General features: G+C 45.4%; 13 protein-coding genes and 1 tRNA gene. 8 read left to right on the top strand and 6 right to left on the bottom strand.

Translation table 11 applies throughout. The features are described 5' to 3' along the window. Window position 1: 1 nt before the first annotated feature. Window positions 2–904, bottom strand: coding sequence for an N-formylglutamate amidohydrolase (locus ABJ081_02150; GenBank protein MEP6355468.1), 903 nt, complete (start codon window positions 902–904; stop codon window positions 2–4). Window positions 905–1,120: 216 nt separating this feature from the next. Here ABJ081_02150 and ABJ081_02155 point away from each other — a divergent pair, with 216 nt between their 5' ends. The 6 genes from ABJ081_02155 (at window position 1,121) to ABJ081_02180 (ending at window position 5,324) form a co-directional block, all read left to right on the top strand. Next, window positions 1,121–1,483 carry a response regulator gene (locus ABJ081_02155; GenBank protein ID MEP6355469.1) on the top strand — a complete coding sequence of 121 codons (363 nt, stop codon included), beginning with the start codon at window positions 1,121–1,123 and terminating at the stop codon, window positions 1,481–1,483. Between the two features lie 377 nt (window positions 1,484–1,860). Beyond that, window positions 1,861–2,853 carry a DUF2336 domain-containing protein gene (locus tag ABJ081_02160; protein MEP6355470.1) on the top strand — a complete coding sequence of 331 codons (993 nt, stop codon included), beginning with the start codon at window positions 1,861–1,863 and terminating at the stop codon, window positions 2,851–2,853. Window positions 2,854–3,063: 210 nt separating this feature from the next. After that, window positions 3,064–3,138, top strand: a tRNA-Val gene (locus ABJ081_02165). A 66-nt stretch (window positions 3,139–3,204) separates the two neighbouring features. Further along, complete coding sequence (gene ykgO, locus ABJ081_02170; GenBank protein ID MEP6355471.1) at window positions 3,205–3,330, top strand: type B 50S ribosomal protein L36; 126 nt, start codon at window positions 3,205–3,207, stop codon at window positions 3,328–3,330. Between the two features lie 174 nt (window positions 3,331–3,504). After that, on the top strand, window positions 3,505–4,296 hold the full coding sequence (locus ABJ081_02175; GenBank protein ID MEP6355472.1) for a tetratricopeptide repeat protein: 792 nt from the start codon (window positions 3,505–3,507) through the stop codon (window positions 4,294–4,296). Between the two features lie 32 nt (window positions 4,297–4,328). Continuing rightward, a complete protein-coding gene (locus tag ABJ081_02180; protein MEP6355473.1) occupies window positions 4,329–5,324 on the top strand; it encodes an alpha/beta hydrolase in 996 nt (331 codons plus the stop codon). A 9-nt stretch (window positions 5,325–5,333) separates the two neighbouring features. On the opposite strand, the gene pyk is transcribed toward ABJ081_02180, so the two are convergent. Both pyk and ABJ081_02190 read right to left on the bottom strand, forming a co-directional pair. Beyond that, window positions 5,334–6,770 carry a pyruvate kinase gene (gene pyk, locus ABJ081_02185; GenBank protein ID MEP6355474.1) on the bottom strand — a complete coding sequence of 479 codons (1,437 nt, stop codon included), beginning with the start codon at window positions 6,768–6,770 and terminating at the stop codon, window positions 5,334–5,336. A gap of 1 nt (window position 6,771) precedes the next feature. Further along, a complete protein-coding gene (locus ABJ081_02190; GenBank protein ID MEP6355475.1) occupies window positions 6,772–7,194 on the bottom strand; it encodes a DUF1036 domain-containing protein in 423 nt (140 codons plus the stop codon). A gap of 345 nt (window positions 7,195–7,539) precedes the next feature. Here ABJ081_02190 and ABJ081_02195 point away from each other — a divergent pair, with 345 nt between their 5' ends. Together ABJ081_02195 and ABJ081_02200 are read left to right on the top strand one after the other, a co-directional pair. After that, complete coding sequence (locus ABJ081_02195) at window positions 7,540–7,845, top strand: DUF1244 domain-containing protein (GenBank protein ID MEP6355476.1); 306 nt, start codon at window positions 7,540–7,542, stop codon at window positions 7,843–7,845. A gap of 84 nt (window positions 7,846–7,929) precedes the next feature. Next, complete coding sequence (locus tag ABJ081_02200; GenBank protein ID MEP6355477.1) at window positions 7,930–8,196, top strand: DUF2312 domain-containing protein; 267 nt, start codon at window positions 7,930–7,932, stop codon at window positions 8,194–8,196. 116 nt (window positions 8,197–8,312) lie between these two features. Here the strand turns inward: ABJ081_02200 and ABJ081_02205 are convergent, their stop codons facing one another. From ABJ081_02205 to ABJ081_02215, 3 genes are all read right to left on the bottom strand, one after another. Then, window positions 8,313–10,436, bottom strand: coding sequence for a DUF882 domain-containing protein (locus ABJ081_02205; protein ID MEP6355478.1), 2,124 nt, complete (start codon window positions 10,434–10,436; stop codon window positions 8,313–8,315). A gap of 251 nt (window positions 10,437–10,687) precedes the next feature. Beyond that, window positions 10,688–12,601, bottom strand: coding sequence for a L,D-transpeptidase family protein (locus ABJ081_02210; protein ID MEP6355479.1), 1,914 nt, complete (start codon window positions 12,599–12,601; stop codon window positions 10,688–10,690). A gap of 222 nt (window positions 12,602–12,823) precedes the next feature. Next, a complete protein-coding gene (locus tag ABJ081_02215; GenBank protein MEP6355480.1) occupies window positions 12,824–14,335 on the bottom strand; it encodes a sigma-54 dependent transcriptional regulator in 1,512 nt (503 codons plus the stop codon). Window positions 14,336–14,588: the final 253 nt, after the last annotated feature.

A 14,588-nucleotide genomic window follows, 5' to 3' on the forward strand; every position in this document is an offset into this window, starting at 1 on the left:
CTTATTCTGCGGCGAGCGGCGAGCGGTCGTCCGATTTAATATCAAATGATTCTACCATATCGAATGCTTGCTGGAATACCGTGTTCAAGTCATTTTTCAAAATTGTAAAATGATCGTTCTTCGTGAGTTCGGCTTCATTGGTATAAAGGCCACGGTTTATTTCGATTTGGAGTGCATGAAGGCCTGTGTTCGGGCGGCCATAATGCTCCGTGATAAAACCACCTGCATAGGGCTTATTGCGGTTCACGGTGTAACCAAGATCGCTCAAACTTGCTGCAATTATATCTGTGAGTTCAGTAGTGCAGCTTGTGCCATAGCGGTCACCAAGCACAAAATCGGGGCGCACATCTTTGTTGCCGCGATTATCGCCTGATGGCATTGAGTGGCAATCAATCAGAAAGGCATTTTGAAACTGCTGATAGGTTTGGGCAACCAGCTTTCGCAACTGCGTGTGGTAAGGTTTATAGAGTGTCTCAATGCGATGAAGGGCTTCTTCTACAGGTATGGGGTGGCGGTAAATTTCCTGAGCTTCGGCGACCACACGTGCGATTGTACCCAACCCACCTGCGACGCGGATGGAACGGATATTTGCATAAGAGGGCAGGCTTCCTTTGAACATTTTTGGATCAAGTTCATAAGGCTCGCGATTGACGTCTAGATAAGCGCGGGGGAAGCAGGCATGAAATAGCGGTGCGCCTTTGTCAGGCATGCATGAAAAAAGTTCATCGACAAATAAATCTTCCGAGCGGCGAATTGTCTTTGGGTCAAGGCGAGCGCTATCAAGAAAGGCTTGTGGGTAATGTCTGCCAGAATGTGGTGAGTTGAAAATAAAGGGCAAGCTTTGTTGCAGGGGTCTTATGACCTTGAAAGGGCTCATTTCCAGAAGATCTACGTCCTTTACCATAGCAGACTGATTGCCTTGATATATTAGTGTTTATTGTATTATTAGCTTTGTATATTGGATAGTTAAAATGGTTTAATGTCAAATTGTGCTAACTGGGTGTGAGGCTAATTTACCCTCGCGGATATTTATTTGCCATAACTTGCACTTATTCACCCGATATTTACGCTCAGCTGACAAAGTGATTAAATTATAAATTTGGATGATAAAGAGATAACTATGATATCACGCATTTTGCTGGCTGAAGATGATAACGATATGCGCCGCTTCTTAACGAAGGCGCTTGAGAACGCTGGCTATGATGTTTTATCATTTGATAATGGTAAAAGTGCCTATGAACGCCTTTGTGAGGAGCCTTTTACTCTGCTTCTTACAGATATTGTTATGCCTGAAATGGACGGCATCGAGCTGGCCCGCCGGGCAACAGAGCTTGATCCTGATTTGAAGGTCATGTTTATCACTGGTTTTGCCGCAGTTGCTCTCAATCCAGATTCCAACGCACCAAAAGATGCCAAAGTGCTCTCTAAGCCTTTCCATTTGCGCGAACTGGTTGATGAAGTTGAAAAACTGATGGCTGCTTAACGTAAAGCCCCTCATTTATTTTATAACTTTCAAGCGCTGACTACTTTTGGTTATAGCGTTAAATGATGCTGTTCCTTTTTTGAAAATGGCTCTTCCGTTATTCTGATTTAATGCTTTGTTGGCTTGCTCGGGTTGCTTTTTCGCCTCTGAAGCATGTCTTGCTGCTTGCGGCTGCCTTAAGTTCAACGGCGAATTTACGGTTCATTATTATTTACAATATACACTTTATACGTGTAATTTATTTATATACAACCTTATATTTTTTTAACTATGATGGTCCTGTTGGTATGTTCTGTGAGCACAGTATTCAGCAAATCGAAGCTTTAAAGAAAATAGAAGACAAAGGCGAGCGAGATAGCTTGCTTTTTGATTTAGTTATGAAATTTTGTTTGGATGAACATCAAAATTATAGCGATAACGATGGTGAGCTATTAGGCGATATACTTGCGCGCCTTTTGCAAAGTCTGGATACCTCAAAGAAAATTGAAATAGCAGATCAAATAGCAGTTTGCGATGTTGTGCCGATTAAAGTTGTGCGTTATTTGGCTCTTGAGCCGATTGAAATTGCTGAGGCCGTACTGACCCATTCACCCGTTTTGACAGATAATGACCTTTTGGTTGTTATTCGTATTCGCGGATTTGGACATATGATTGCGATCTCCACTCGTGAAAACCTAAGTGCCAAAGTCTCGTCTGAACTGGTGAAATATGGTGATGAAACAGTATGGGTATCGTTGGTTGAAAATACCGGCGCGAAGATTTCACCGAAGACGTTTCATCAGTTGAGCGGCTATGTAAAAAACAGTGAGATTATTCTCGTTACTCTTTTGTCGCGCTCTGATATTCCTGAATATATTTTGCGTAAAATAGTCATTGATGCCGGTGAAGCGGCAAGGCCTTTTTTGATGTCCGGTGGGTTGATGCATCTGGCTGCCATTTTGGATGATAAGATTGAGCGGCAGACTAGAAAAAAACAAATGCATCCAAGCTTGGATGATCTAAGGGCGATAACTCAGAAATTACGACAAGGAAAGCCAAATAAAAAACTAAGTGAGCGTGACTTTCTATCCATTATTGAGGAGGGGGACTTCAACAAGATCGTCTGTGTTTTTTCTCATATAACAGGGATACCACTTAAAAATGCGTTGGAATTCTTCTCGAATCATCAATTTGAGCCTGCTATTTTAGCTTTTCGAGCGCGGGGGATTCAGCGCGATACATTGGAAGCTTTTTTGAATGCTCAGCCTTGGAAGTTGATTTTGGCGCCGGAGAACCGCAGACACTTTCTCACCGTATATGATAAGTTGAAGCCGGCAACGGCAAGGGGCGTATTTAACATGCGCTTGAAGCTTTACGCGGCTCAATGCTAGCGCAAGAATTGCGGTATCTTGAATGGCTTCTTTCTGATTTTTGAAACTAAAACGAGAATTATGGAAGTTTTGCGATCCATTGACTGTGGCATTGCACTAAAAATATCCAATTGATTACGGGTATTGCCTTGATTCATTGTGGCTTTGGGGGTATACGCCACAAACACGATTGTCTCGACGACTTCGACGGGCAATGATCGCACATGGAATGGGCGTATAGCTCAGCGGGAGAGCACTTCGTTGACATCGAAGGGGTCACTGGTTCAATCCCAGTTACGCCCACCATGCGTAAGATAAACGTGACCTGATTGAATAGTTGGCAAATTAATAAAAACGAATGGACGCAGCGTTATGAAAGTTAGAAATTCTCTGAAATCGTTGCGGGGTCGTCACCGGGAAAATCGGATTGTGCGCCGTAAAGGCCGCCTTTACGTCATCAACAAGACGAACCGCAGGTTTAAAGCACGCCAAGGCTAATCCTTATCTGGATTTAGTCTTGAGTTTGTTTATTGGGATAAGCATCCCATGATATTATTATATAAAGGTCTGTTCCTAACGGTTCAGGCCTTTTATTTGTGCGTTGGCTGATTTGTGATCAATTGAAATTAAAAGTTTGCTTGACCCAACGAGTGAGGCGGCTACGATTTCAATATGTTGAAAATTTATCCATCTAAATTTCTATTAGCAGCTGTCTTTTCAGTAATGGCCATCTCAGCATTGGCTGATCATCAGCCTGTTGAGCCTTTTGATCTCTTTATCGAGCCGCCGGAGCACCATGAGCTTCAGCCAGATGCACGCTCGCAGATTGATGACCCTATTTTGTTGCCTGATGGAGTATCACCGCTTGAGGAAGCTGAAGAACGCCAACGCTTGCGTGAGGAGCTTGAATCGAATGCGCGCGCGGCAGAAGAGGCGCAACGGGCGGCACGCAATAATTCATTGCCAAGTTTGAGTGCAGAGCGTGATGAACGTCTGGCGCAATTGTTTGAGATTTTGAAGGTGACAGAGAACCCAACATTAGCGGGGCGGGCGCAAGTGGAAATTGAGCGCATATGGCAGATGTCAGGAAGTGACACGATTGATCTGTTGCTTAATTGGGCAAATGTCGCGATGGAAAATCGTCAATTTGGCAAAGCCCTCGATTATCTAGATAATATTATTCGGCTTAAACCAGATTTTGTTGAAGGCTGGAATAGGCGAGCAACGGTATATTTTATGCAGAAAAAATTTGGCCTCTCCATAGCTGATGTCGAGCGCACATTAGAGCTGGAACCTCGCCAATATAATGCGTTGGCTGGTCTTGCTACGATGCTGCGTGAACTTGGGAATGATGAACAAGCGCTCTTTGCTTTCAAAGAAGCCCTTGAAATCAATCCTTCTATGACTCAGATAAATGATGTGATTAAAGAGCTTGAGAAAAAAGTGAATGGTAGCGGCATTTAGTGTGTGGCGTCTGATAATCGGATTATTTGGTTTTGATATATTTTCTTATTCCATTGGTGGTGTTCGCTGCCTTTCTCGTGATGTTGGTGCTTTATAGCCGCCGCCGCGCGAGAGAGATCAATACTCTCTTTCCACCTCTTGGTCAGTTTCAAAAAACAAATGATTTATCGGTGCATTATGTCGATAAACCTGCAGCGAACGTAGATGCTCCTGTTGTCGTTTTTTTGCACGGTGCTAGCGGTAATTTGCGTGACCCCTATTTTGCTTTTGGTGAGCGGCTTGATGGTAAGGTGCGGCAAATTTTTATTGACCGCCCGGGACATGGCTGGAGTGAACGCGGAAAAGGTGATTTTTCGACACCGCTTCTACAAGCGCGCCACATTTTGAGTTTTCTTGATGGGCTTGGTGTGGAGCGGGCCATTTTTGTAGGGCATTCATGGAGTGCTGTTCTTGCGATGACTTTGGGAATTATGTTCCCAGCCCGCGTGAGTGCTCTGGTATTAAACGCTCCAGTTAGTCATCCTTGGCCAGGGGGGATTAATTGGTATTATAATATTACAGCCTTACCAGTGATTGGACGTGTGTTTGCCCATCTATTTAGTATTCCAATTGGTGAACGCCAGCTTATGTGCGCAACACAAAAAGTATTTTGGCCTAACAAGGTGCCAAACTATTATTATGATGATGTGGGTGCTGGTATGGTTTTGGTACCAAGCAGATTTATCGCTAATGCTTGTGATATAGCGCGATTACGCGATTTTGTAGTCTTATTGTCTCCGCGCTACGCAGAGGTGAAGGCGCCCGTGACACTGATCACCAATGATAAGGATCAAGTGGTTTTACCGTGGGTTCATTCTGATGGCCTGCAGAAAGCGGTGGCTCATATCAAACGTATTGATTTAAAGAATACAGGCCATATGCCGCACCATGCGGCACCGGATGTTTTTGTTGAAGAAATACTCTTGCTAGCAAAGCAGGTGTGCGCCGATCAAAACGAGAATGCTCTTGAATTAGAAGAGCACTCTTGAAGTTATCGCTTATATAGCAGCCATTCCGTCAGCGCCGACAAAGGCAACACGCAGCATGTTTGTTGCTCCTGGTGTGCCAAGCGGAACACCGGCTGAAATAATCACGCGTTGCCCAACTCGCGCAAGACCCTCACTGAGAGCAACGCTGCAAGCTTTGTCAACCATGTCATCGAGATTTTGTGCTTCTTCGCTGATCACACAGTGCAAGCCCCATACAAGGGCGAGACGACGGGCGGTTTCTGGAATGGGTGATAACGCAATGATAGGCGTTGATGGGCGTTCACGAGAGGCGCGCAGACCGGTGGAGCCAGATGAGGTGAAACAACAAATAGCCGCAAGATTAAGGGTATTTGCAATTTGGCGGGCTGCTGCTGAAATGGCATCAGCACCCGTTGCTTCTGGCTCGGCGCGTTGGGCATGAACGGTGGTTTCGTAATTAGCATCTTTCTCGACTTGCTTAGCAACGCGGTCCATAGTTTGCACTGCCTCTACAGGAAAATCACCCATAGCGGATTCAGCCGAAAGCATGACAGCGTCAGCACCTTCAAAGACAGCTGTTGCAACGTCGGAAATTTCAGCGCGTGTTGGTACGGGTGCTGTAATCATGGATTCAAGCATTTGCGTTGCGACAACAACAGGTTTGCCGGCTCGTCGCGCTGCGCGAACCATACGTTTTTGAATGCCGGGCACCGACTCGAGAGGCATTTCAACGCCAAGGTCACCACGTGCTACCATGATGGCGTCTGATAATTCGATAATTTCGGTAAGGCGTTTAACGGCCTGTGGTTTTTCAACCTTGGTCATTATACCCACGCGACCACGCGCTATTTTGCGGGCTTCAGCGATATCTTCAGGGCGCTGTACAAAGGAAAGCGCAATCCAGTCCACTTTCGCAGCAAGGGCAGCATTGAGGTCGTTCAAGTCTTTTTCGGTCAAAGCACCAACGGGCAGTTCGGTGTCTGGCAATGAGATACCTTTTCTGCTTGATAAGGCGATGCCAACTTCGACTTTCGTGACAATTCGTTTGCCGTCATTACTCAAACAGCGTAGCCGCACCTTACCGTCATCAAGCAAGAGTGCATGGCCTTCTTCTACGGCTGCAAAAATTTCTTGATGCGGTAGATAAACGCGTGATTTATCGCCTGGAGTATCAGTGCTATCGAGAACGAATTCATCTCCGACCTTCAGCTTAATTTTCTCATCCGCAAATTTTGCAAGGCGCAACTTGGGGCCTTGCAAGTCAGCAAGTATACCGATGGGGCGCTTGCACTGCGTTTCGACAGTTCTGATTTTGGCGACAAGTTCATTGAGCATGTCATGGCTGGAATGGCTCATATTGATACGAAATGTATCAACACCGGCATCAAACAATTCACGGAGTCTTTCCGATGAAGAAGACGCGGGTCCAAGTGTTGCTATAATCTTGACCTTGCGTTCACGTCTCATTTTATTTCCCGTCTTTGTCTGGGTCAGTCAACTGGATTGTCCAGATTTCCTGCTTGCCTGTATCGACTTCAAAAAAGCCTGTTTGTTCATAACCACGTGGGATGCATTCTTTGATCCCATCAATAGTAAATTCTTTTTTGTGTGTGCAAAGCTTTGCTTCGCCGCCCCATTCTCCACCGTTGGTTATGTCTAAGGCATAGACATAATAAAAGCGGGAGCGCAGTGGGCCTGCTAACAACACTTTGCATGAATTGGCGCCTACACCTGGTGTGAAATTCCACCAGCCTTCGGTTCGCCATCCTTCTTCGCCTTTGTAGCCAATAGCTACACTAATCTTACTATCTGTCTTATTGCAAAGCCTCAAGTCGGCTCTAGCTTCGTCGAATGAAAAAGCTGTCATGCCGAGTGCAGCTGCAATCACCATTGTGGTGTATTGGCAGAAAGATAAGAAAGTGCAAGTTATTTTTTTCATGAGCCGAAAGAATTGTTTTCGATACTGTTGGGATTCTAATGCTTTGATGCCGCCGCCTTGTCAACGTTGATGAGGCCATACCCGCCATTTGTTCCACTTTAACATAAGTGATGCACCATAGTAACTAGTTATAGCCAAGCACCCTCTCTGATAGGGAGCAGCTATTATAATTATGGAATGTCATTGGATATTTTCCAATTTTGCCCTTTCAGAATAGGGGCTGTTCTTGCTAAGGTTACACCTTAAACAAGATGGCTAAAGTTGAGATGAGACCAAACTAGAGAACAGGTGCAACTTATGAGTAATATTGATGATAAAACCCGCACTGAACTTGAGGCTGCCGCGTTCAGGCGTTTGCGGGATCATTTGCAAGAACGCACTGATGTACAAAATATTGATATGATGAACTTGAGCGGGTTTTGCCGCAACTGTTTGTCTCGTTGGTATGGTGAGGCGGCGGAGAGCGTTGGTATTACTCTTTCTAAGGATGAGGCTCGCGAAATCGTTTACGGTATGCCCTACAGTCAATGGCGTGATAAATATCAGACCGAAGCAAGTGACGAGCAAAAAGCGGCATTTAGCAAGAATCCTCCACAGCATTAAGGGTGTGTGGTGAATAGCTGCTTGACCCGCAATCTGTCTTCTGGCACCTCACATGCTTATTGGTGTTTTGTGATGAGGTGAGTGATGTCAGATATTGGCGGTGTTGCGGGCGATCAACTACGAACGATTGTTGAGCGCGTTGAGCGGCTTGAAGAAGAAAAGAAGACGATTGCCGAGGACATTAAGGAAGTCTATGCCGAGGCGAAAGCCAATGGCTTTGATACCAAGATACTACGCAAAGTTGTCAGCTTGCGAAAAGTTGAAGCAGCCGAGCGTCAGGAACAAGAAGCAATACTTGATCTCTATATGGCAGCTCTCGGTATGGTTCCATCCTCAATGGATGACGAATAGCCGAGCTATTAAGCTCCATAAAATAGAAAATAATTTTCAGTCAAAATTTTGAGCTAAACCTAAGGGAAAAGCGCAGGGCTTAATATATGCCCAAGCGCATTTGGCTTGATTTTATACTAGCGAGATAACCAGCCAAGGCGTACTTTTGATGCGCGTTCAAAATCCAATGTAGGTGTGATTGTGATTGCATCACCCGTGAAGCCGTTTGTCTCTACTCTTATATTTGCTGTTGAGAATGAACCGGCGAAGGCACGGATAGGCTGTACAAAGAGACTTGGCATATGGTTCGGTTTTGGTAGCTCCAAATTTCCGACCGTCACATCAAACATAGATGCGTCTGTTAGCAATGTCCTGACAACTTGTTTGCGTTCTCCATCAAATGCAAAAGCTCCTGTTGCATTAGTGAGTGAGCGGGCTTTTTGTTTTGGTTTGGATGCGGATTTGTTTGTAACCGCTTGTTTTTGCAATTGAGGCGTTTTTCTGATTGCTGCATCAGCGAGGGCTGATGATACGATTGGCGGCGTATTAGGCTCAATAGAGGCAACTTCAACCGGTTGATTATTTGTTGTCACGTCGTCACTTTTCAAAAAGCCAAGCGACTTGCGTAATGCTAGTTTGCGTTCATTCGACTTGATGCCAATATCGTCCAAAGAAAATGTTGATTTTTCTTCCTGTATTTCCAATGCTGCGAAGCGCTCAGATGCTGTTAGATCTTTGATGACCTTTGTTGGGACCTGATTCACGTCTGAATTTTTTGCTTGAACTTGACCAAAGCGACTATTGAATTCTCTTGCATCAAGTTGTGGCAGATTATCTTCTGGCGTCGTTTCATTAGCGTAGGCCAGCGTTGTGTTCGACCTTGATGTCGGGGCTGATTCAACTGGGTTTGTAAGTTTATCGTTCAATACCAAGCGTGTTGGATCAGGCGTATTTGCAAGGCGATTTTTGACGACTTGTGGGGTTGGAACATCAAAATCTTTGCGTGTAAGAGCTGCGGTTTTTGTTGTGTCAATCGCGCGGGGGCGAGGTAAGCTTTCCGGAGGGATATTTGCTTTTGCTACGATAACTTGTGGTTGATCTGCGACCGGCACGTCCTGTGTGCTTGCTGGGCGAACGATAGGCGATGGCGCTTCGGCAATAACAATTGATTGCGCTGGTGCAAATTGTTCGCGTAGTTCACTTGGTACAGCGCGGGGCGCTGGTATTTGTGCAACCACCACAGGATCAGGCACCACAGGATCAGGTCGGCCAATACGCGATGGTATTGGTGTCGTATCCGGTTGGGCGGGTTTATTGGATATAATTGTCGGTGTTATAGCTGACGCTTTGCTTGCTGCGGCAACGGCTGGTCTGGTTTTGGTAACAGTTGGCTTTGCAACTGATGAAGCGATAACTTTTGGCTTTTTAGGCTTTTTATTACCATTAAATAGTCCAGCCAAAAGGCCGCCATTTTTCTTTTGTTTCTTTTCATTAGACGCAATACGTGTGCGTTTGGATTTTGAAAGCGGCTGAATAACTTTTGTTTGACGCTTTTTATAGTCATTCAGTGCTGCAGCATATCCTTTGGCGTGGCGACCTCTTGTGTCCTTATGGAGCGTTTTGCCGTCTGGGAAGAGCCTTGCCACTTGTTTAGGTGTCATGCGCGGCCAATGACGTACGTTGCCAGTATCCATGTGAACGAAAGGTGTTTTGGAACCTGGATAATATCCAACACCGCCGACCTGCATTTTTAAACCAATTTCACGCAGTCTTTTAACAGGGACGCCGGGAATATAGAAATCCATTGCGCGTCCAGCCGTATGTTGGCTGGTTTTAGCAACACCGCGCGAGCGACGGCGAAGTTTATCATTAGTTTTCTTTGAGCGAAATCCAGAGACGACACGGATGGCCTTTGTTGCACCTGCTTCCTGATAAATAGACCAGACTAGGTCAAAAAGGCGAGGGTCCATTTTGGTCGCTTCATTGCGACGCCAGTCACGAACGATCCACTGTAGTGCTTTGATGCCTGCAGGGTCGTATTTTCCGTTGCGGCGGAATGTAATTTTCTTTTCTTCACCTGTATGGGTGAAATGTAGCCACAAGGTGCGGTCACCTCTGCCAGCATGAGCTTCGGTTGGTCCTGATTGTGGAAAAGGCGCAATGATGAAAGCAGCACTAATCACGGAAACAAGTGCTACGTGAGCTGCTTTCCGTATTGCTTTGCCACAAAAATGAAATGGATTCATAGAAAAACGGCTCATGAATGATATCATATTATTTTTCAACGCGTTATCCCGACACCTAATACTAAGCACATAACAAAATGACTGACTATTTCAGTATCGCTATTTAGCCTTAATATTATCCTACCAAAAAAGACATCTTATTTCCAGTCTTTATGTGGAGGAACTGTGTATGTAATAAGGCGAGAATATAGATTTCAAGCAACTAGGTTTACACAAAGTTAATGTAGCCCATGGGTTGCTTTACCTAATAGGAGTTTTGGGCGCGTTTAAATGAGCCCTAAAGCACGTTTTAGGCGCGTGTTATGACCGTAAACATCCGATTTGTATGAGATATCACCACCAGCATCGGAAACAGCAGTGAAATAAGTGATGTGGACTGGAATACGCTCATCTTTTTTGAGCTTTATCCATTTTTCTTTGCCGCCAACCATTTTTTTCAAAGACCCGTTTTTCCATCCTTTGGATTGTTTCAAGAGCACGTCGCCAAACTCGAATGGGTTGTGAATTCGCACGCAACCATGGCTGAAAGCACGACTTGCCCGCTGAAACAGACTTTTTGATGGGGTGTCATGAAAGTAGATTGCGTAGTCATTTGGGAATAGAAATTTGACGTTACCTAGCGCATTGCGGCCACCGGGGCGCTGGCGAATGCGGAGACGTTTGAAACTGTTTTCATTCCAATTCACAGATGTTGGATTGATGACGCGCCCGCCAGACAAGATTTCATAATTTCTGCTGCGCACATAGCCAGGGTTAGCGCGGATATTTGGCAGAAGTTCTTTTGAGGCAATGGAATAGGGTACATTCCAATAGGGGTTAACGACGACAAACTCCATCTCATCAGAAAAAATTGGCGTCTTGTGTTTGGTTTTGCCAACAACGGTACGGGTGCGATGAATTTTCTCACCGTTTTTCATGATGGTTACATTGTAAGAGGGCACATTTGCCACAACATGTAGCTCACCAAGATCGCGCGGCATCCAGCGCCAGCGCTCCATATTGGCTATAATATCAGGGATACGGTTAAGTTGTGCACCGTTCATGGCACGCAGTGTTTTAGGGCCCGTGATACCGTCTGCAATTAGATTATTTTCTGTCTGAAAGGCTTTGACGGCTCTTTTGACTGTTGCGTCAAAATGTTCAGACTCTTCATCGGCAAGAACCGGAATATTCAGTCTCTCACGCAGGGCTTTGACGCGCTCGCCACGGAAACCTTCATACATTGGTTCACCTGAAGGAACGATGACATTATCGCTCACTTCATTTAGTGAGCTCAGTTTAATCAGTTCTTGTCGTAGCGCTTTATAGCCATCATGGGTTGGGTTATAGCTTGCGATTGCAGTCACTTTGTCTGTGCTGGTCGCTAATTTTAACATAACCGCACTTGGATCAGGGTAAACAGGACGCAGCTTGAAATCGCGGCTAAGAGAACTCGGCACGACCCGACCCGCTTGCGCATCACGGGCGTAATGCAGGAGAGCTTTGCTCAAAGAAATTTCAAAAGAAGCTAAAGTGGCAGCATCTTTTGTGTCGAGGGGCGTTTCAACAGCATAATCACGAGAGTCCAGACCGTCTTCACCAGCTTTAGAAAGGTGTTGCATCAAGGACTTTGCTTGTGGAGTTAGCGCGCCTTCATTAATCCATAGCGGCTCAAAGCTGTGGTCAGTGTAATATCCATTGACTGCTGCGATATCTTTGCGCTCAAGTTTGATTTTTGATGTTATTTTTTGGCCGACAGCTTCTTCAATCGCTTTAGATAGTTCCAGATTTGAAACTGGTGTTTTGACAATAGGCGCTTCTGCTAGTTCATTGGTTGCTGGAGCGTCCAACCCTGCAGGAGCTTCTTGCGCTGTTTGAGGCTCTTTCTGTGGGCCATACACAAATGGATTATTAGGTTTTTGTTGGTTCTCGGCAAGGGATGAATCAGGTTCTTCATCACGGTTTATAGAATGATCTTGCGTTTTTGGGGCTGGCCGTTTTGGTCCAAAAACTTTGGTTACTGAAGGCAGCGGGGTTGCCAGAGATGCGGTTGTGATCTGATCTGTTTCAGAGGTTTGTGCCTGAATCTGAGTTTTGATTGTGCCATTTTTGTCAGCAAATTGAATTTCATTTGCTATGCCAAGCGTTGACCAAGCAAGCGCTACTGCAGTGCTGAGGATGAATTTAGAGCGCGAATTCATAATTTTTACCTGTAAAATTATTTGGCATTGTTAAGCCAGATTTTTAAGAATACTGCAAGATATTAGCTTATGCTGTGAGGTTGATAATCTTGATGTGTTGCGATTATGTTTCATGGTTTACCGCGAAAACGTAAATTCATGGTGTTTAAATTTGGCTTTGTCTGTATTCTGACGCAGTTGTTACAATTACTCTTATTGCTTGTGATAATAACGCATTGCGGCCTATGCCGCATTTTCGTCGTTCTCACCAATATTATATTCTCGCATCTTGCGATAAAGCGTAGAGCGACCAATACCGAGGCGGCGGGCAATTTCTGACATTTGACCATTGTAATGGTTATAAGCGGTCTTGATGATATCAGCTTCAAGCTCTTCTAGAGTGCGAATATTATCTGTTCGATCCATCAGCAGCATGGCTTCATCGAGCTCAGTTTCACTTGGAACATGCTGCCCTTCGTTTGCTCCGATAATATTGGGATCATCGGAGCTGAATTCAGGCCACATATTCTGGGTAGGGGAATAAGTTGGCATTGGGGTTTTGCTATAGCCAAGCTCACTCATAGCTGAAGTGATTTGTGGAAATTCAGCGGGCGTTAATTCAGTGCCATCGCAAAGTACAACTGCGCGGAAAACGGCATTTTCCAGCTGTCGGATGTTGCCGGGCCAGTTGAATGCACCTAGCATATCAAGCGCGTGTTTCGTGATGCCTTTTATGTGACGTCTGCCTTCTTCTGCGGCAAAGCGCGCGGTGAAATGGAAGGCGAGTTGTGGAACATCTTCTCGGTGATCTCGCAGCGCCGGTATTGTGATGGGAAAAACATTCAGTCGATAATAGAGGTCTTCTCTAAATGTGCCTTCTTTCACCATATCAATCAGGCTGCGGTTGGTAGCTGATATGATGCGAATATCTACCTTCACAGGTTTGCGGCCGCCAACGGGATCAACTTCACCTTCTTGAACAGCGCGTAGAAGTTTTACCTGCACATCGAGAGGTAATTCGCCTATCTCATCGAGAAATAATGTGCCGCCATCGGCTTCTTGAAACTTACCGATTTGTTTCTCGGTTGCACCTGTAAAAGCTCCTTTTTCATGGCCGAACAAAATAGATTCAACCAAATTTTCAGGAATCGCCCCACAATTGACCGTGATAAAGGGTTTGGCTCGGCGGTTCGATGTGCCTTGGATCGCGCGTGCGATCATCTCCTTGCCAACACCTGATTCACCTTCAAGCAAGATGGGAATTGTGGAATGGGCAGCGCGTTCGCCAAGGTCAATTACCTTTTGCATGCGCGGGCTGCTGGTGATGACATCTTTGAATGTCAACTCGCCTGAAACAGATCTTTTGACACGCTGTAATTCGTTTTCAAGGGTATTTCGGGTGAGGGCGTTTTGTATGGAGACGTGAAGGCGCTCTGGAGAGACAGGTTTGACTGCAAAGTCATAGGCGCCTGCGCGCATAGCGCTGACCACTGTGTCAATACCACCTTGGCTGGTTTGCACTATAACCGGTAGATTTGATTTAGCTTTGCGAAGACGCTCGAGAACGGCCATGCCATCAAGGTCTGGCATCACGAGATCGAGTATGATTAGGGAAAAATCTTGCTCATCTAAAAGATCAAGCGCTTCTTGGCCACCTTCAGCGCTCACTGATTGATAGCCAAATTTTTCGATTGCAGCTTCGAGAAGACGACGTTGTACAGGATCATCATCGACAATCAGAATGTTAATCTTCATTGTTGCGGAACACCTTTGCTACCACTTAGCCGCATGCAGCGGCACTCTACTACGCGATGAAAACCGCACTCGAATCGTCTATTCAGAGTGCAGGTAAGAGGTAAAGGGATTGTTAACTAAGGCGCATCATTTCGACACACAATGGTGATCTGCACATGATAATCAAGATGATTGCCAGATTGCCCAATGCCGCCTATCTATTAAGGGTGGAATGATCGAATCTTATCTATTGACCGGAGATGTATGTGACTGA

Source organism: Hyphomicrobiales bacterium (assembly GCA_039989895.1).
Lineage (GTDB): Bacteria > Pseudomonadota > Alphaproteobacteria > Rhizobiales > JACESI01 > JACESI01.

Excerpts from the sequence above, each read along its gene's own strand:
- ABJ081_02160 (MEP6355470.1), top strand. The coding sequence starts at position 1,861 with ATGAAATTTTGTTTGGATGAACATCAAAATTATAGCGATAACGATGGT.
- ABJ081_02195 (MEP6355476.1), top strand. The coding sequence starts at position 7,540 with ATGAGTAATATTGATGATAAAACCCGCACTGAACTTGAGGCTGCCGCG.
- ABJ081_02150 (MEP6355468.1), bottom strand. The coding sequence starts at position 904 with ATGGTAAAGGACGTAGATCTTCTGGAAATGAGCCCTTTCAAGGTCATA.
- ykgO (MEP6355471.1), top strand. The coding sequence starts at position 3,205 with ATGAAAGTTAGAAATTCTCTGAAATCGTTGCGGGGTCGTCACCGGGAA.
- pyk (MEP6355474.1), bottom strand. The coding sequence starts at position 6,770 with ATGAGACGTGAACGCAAGGTCAAGATTATAGCAACACTTGGACCCGCG.
- ABJ081_02155 (MEP6355469.1), top strand. The coding sequence starts at position 1,121 with ATGATATCACGCATTTTGCTGGCTGAAGATGATAACGATATGCGCCGC.
- ABJ081_02205 (MEP6355478.1), bottom strand. The coding sequence starts at position 10,436 with ATGAGCCGTTTTTCTATGAATCCATTTCATTTTTGTGGCAAAGCAATA.
- ABJ081_02175 (MEP6355472.1), top strand. The coding sequence starts at position 3,505 with ATGTTGAAAATTTATCCATCTAAATTTCTATTAGCAGCTGTCTTTTCA.
- ABJ081_02215 (MEP6355480.1), bottom strand. The coding sequence starts at position 14,335 with ATGAAGATTAACATTCTGATTGTCGATGATGATCCTGTACAACGTCGT.
- ABJ081_02200 (MEP6355477.1), top strand. The coding sequence starts at position 7,930 with ATGTCAGATATTGGCGGTGTTGCGGGCGATCAACTACGAACGATTGTT.
- ABJ081_02190 (MEP6355475.1), bottom strand. The coding sequence starts at position 7,194 with ATGGTGATTGCAGCTGCACTCGGCATGACAGCTTTTTCATTCGACGAA.
- ABJ081_02210 (MEP6355479.1), bottom strand. The coding sequence starts at position 12,601 with ATGAATTCGCGCTCTAAATTCATCCTCAGCACTGCAGTAGCGCTTGCT.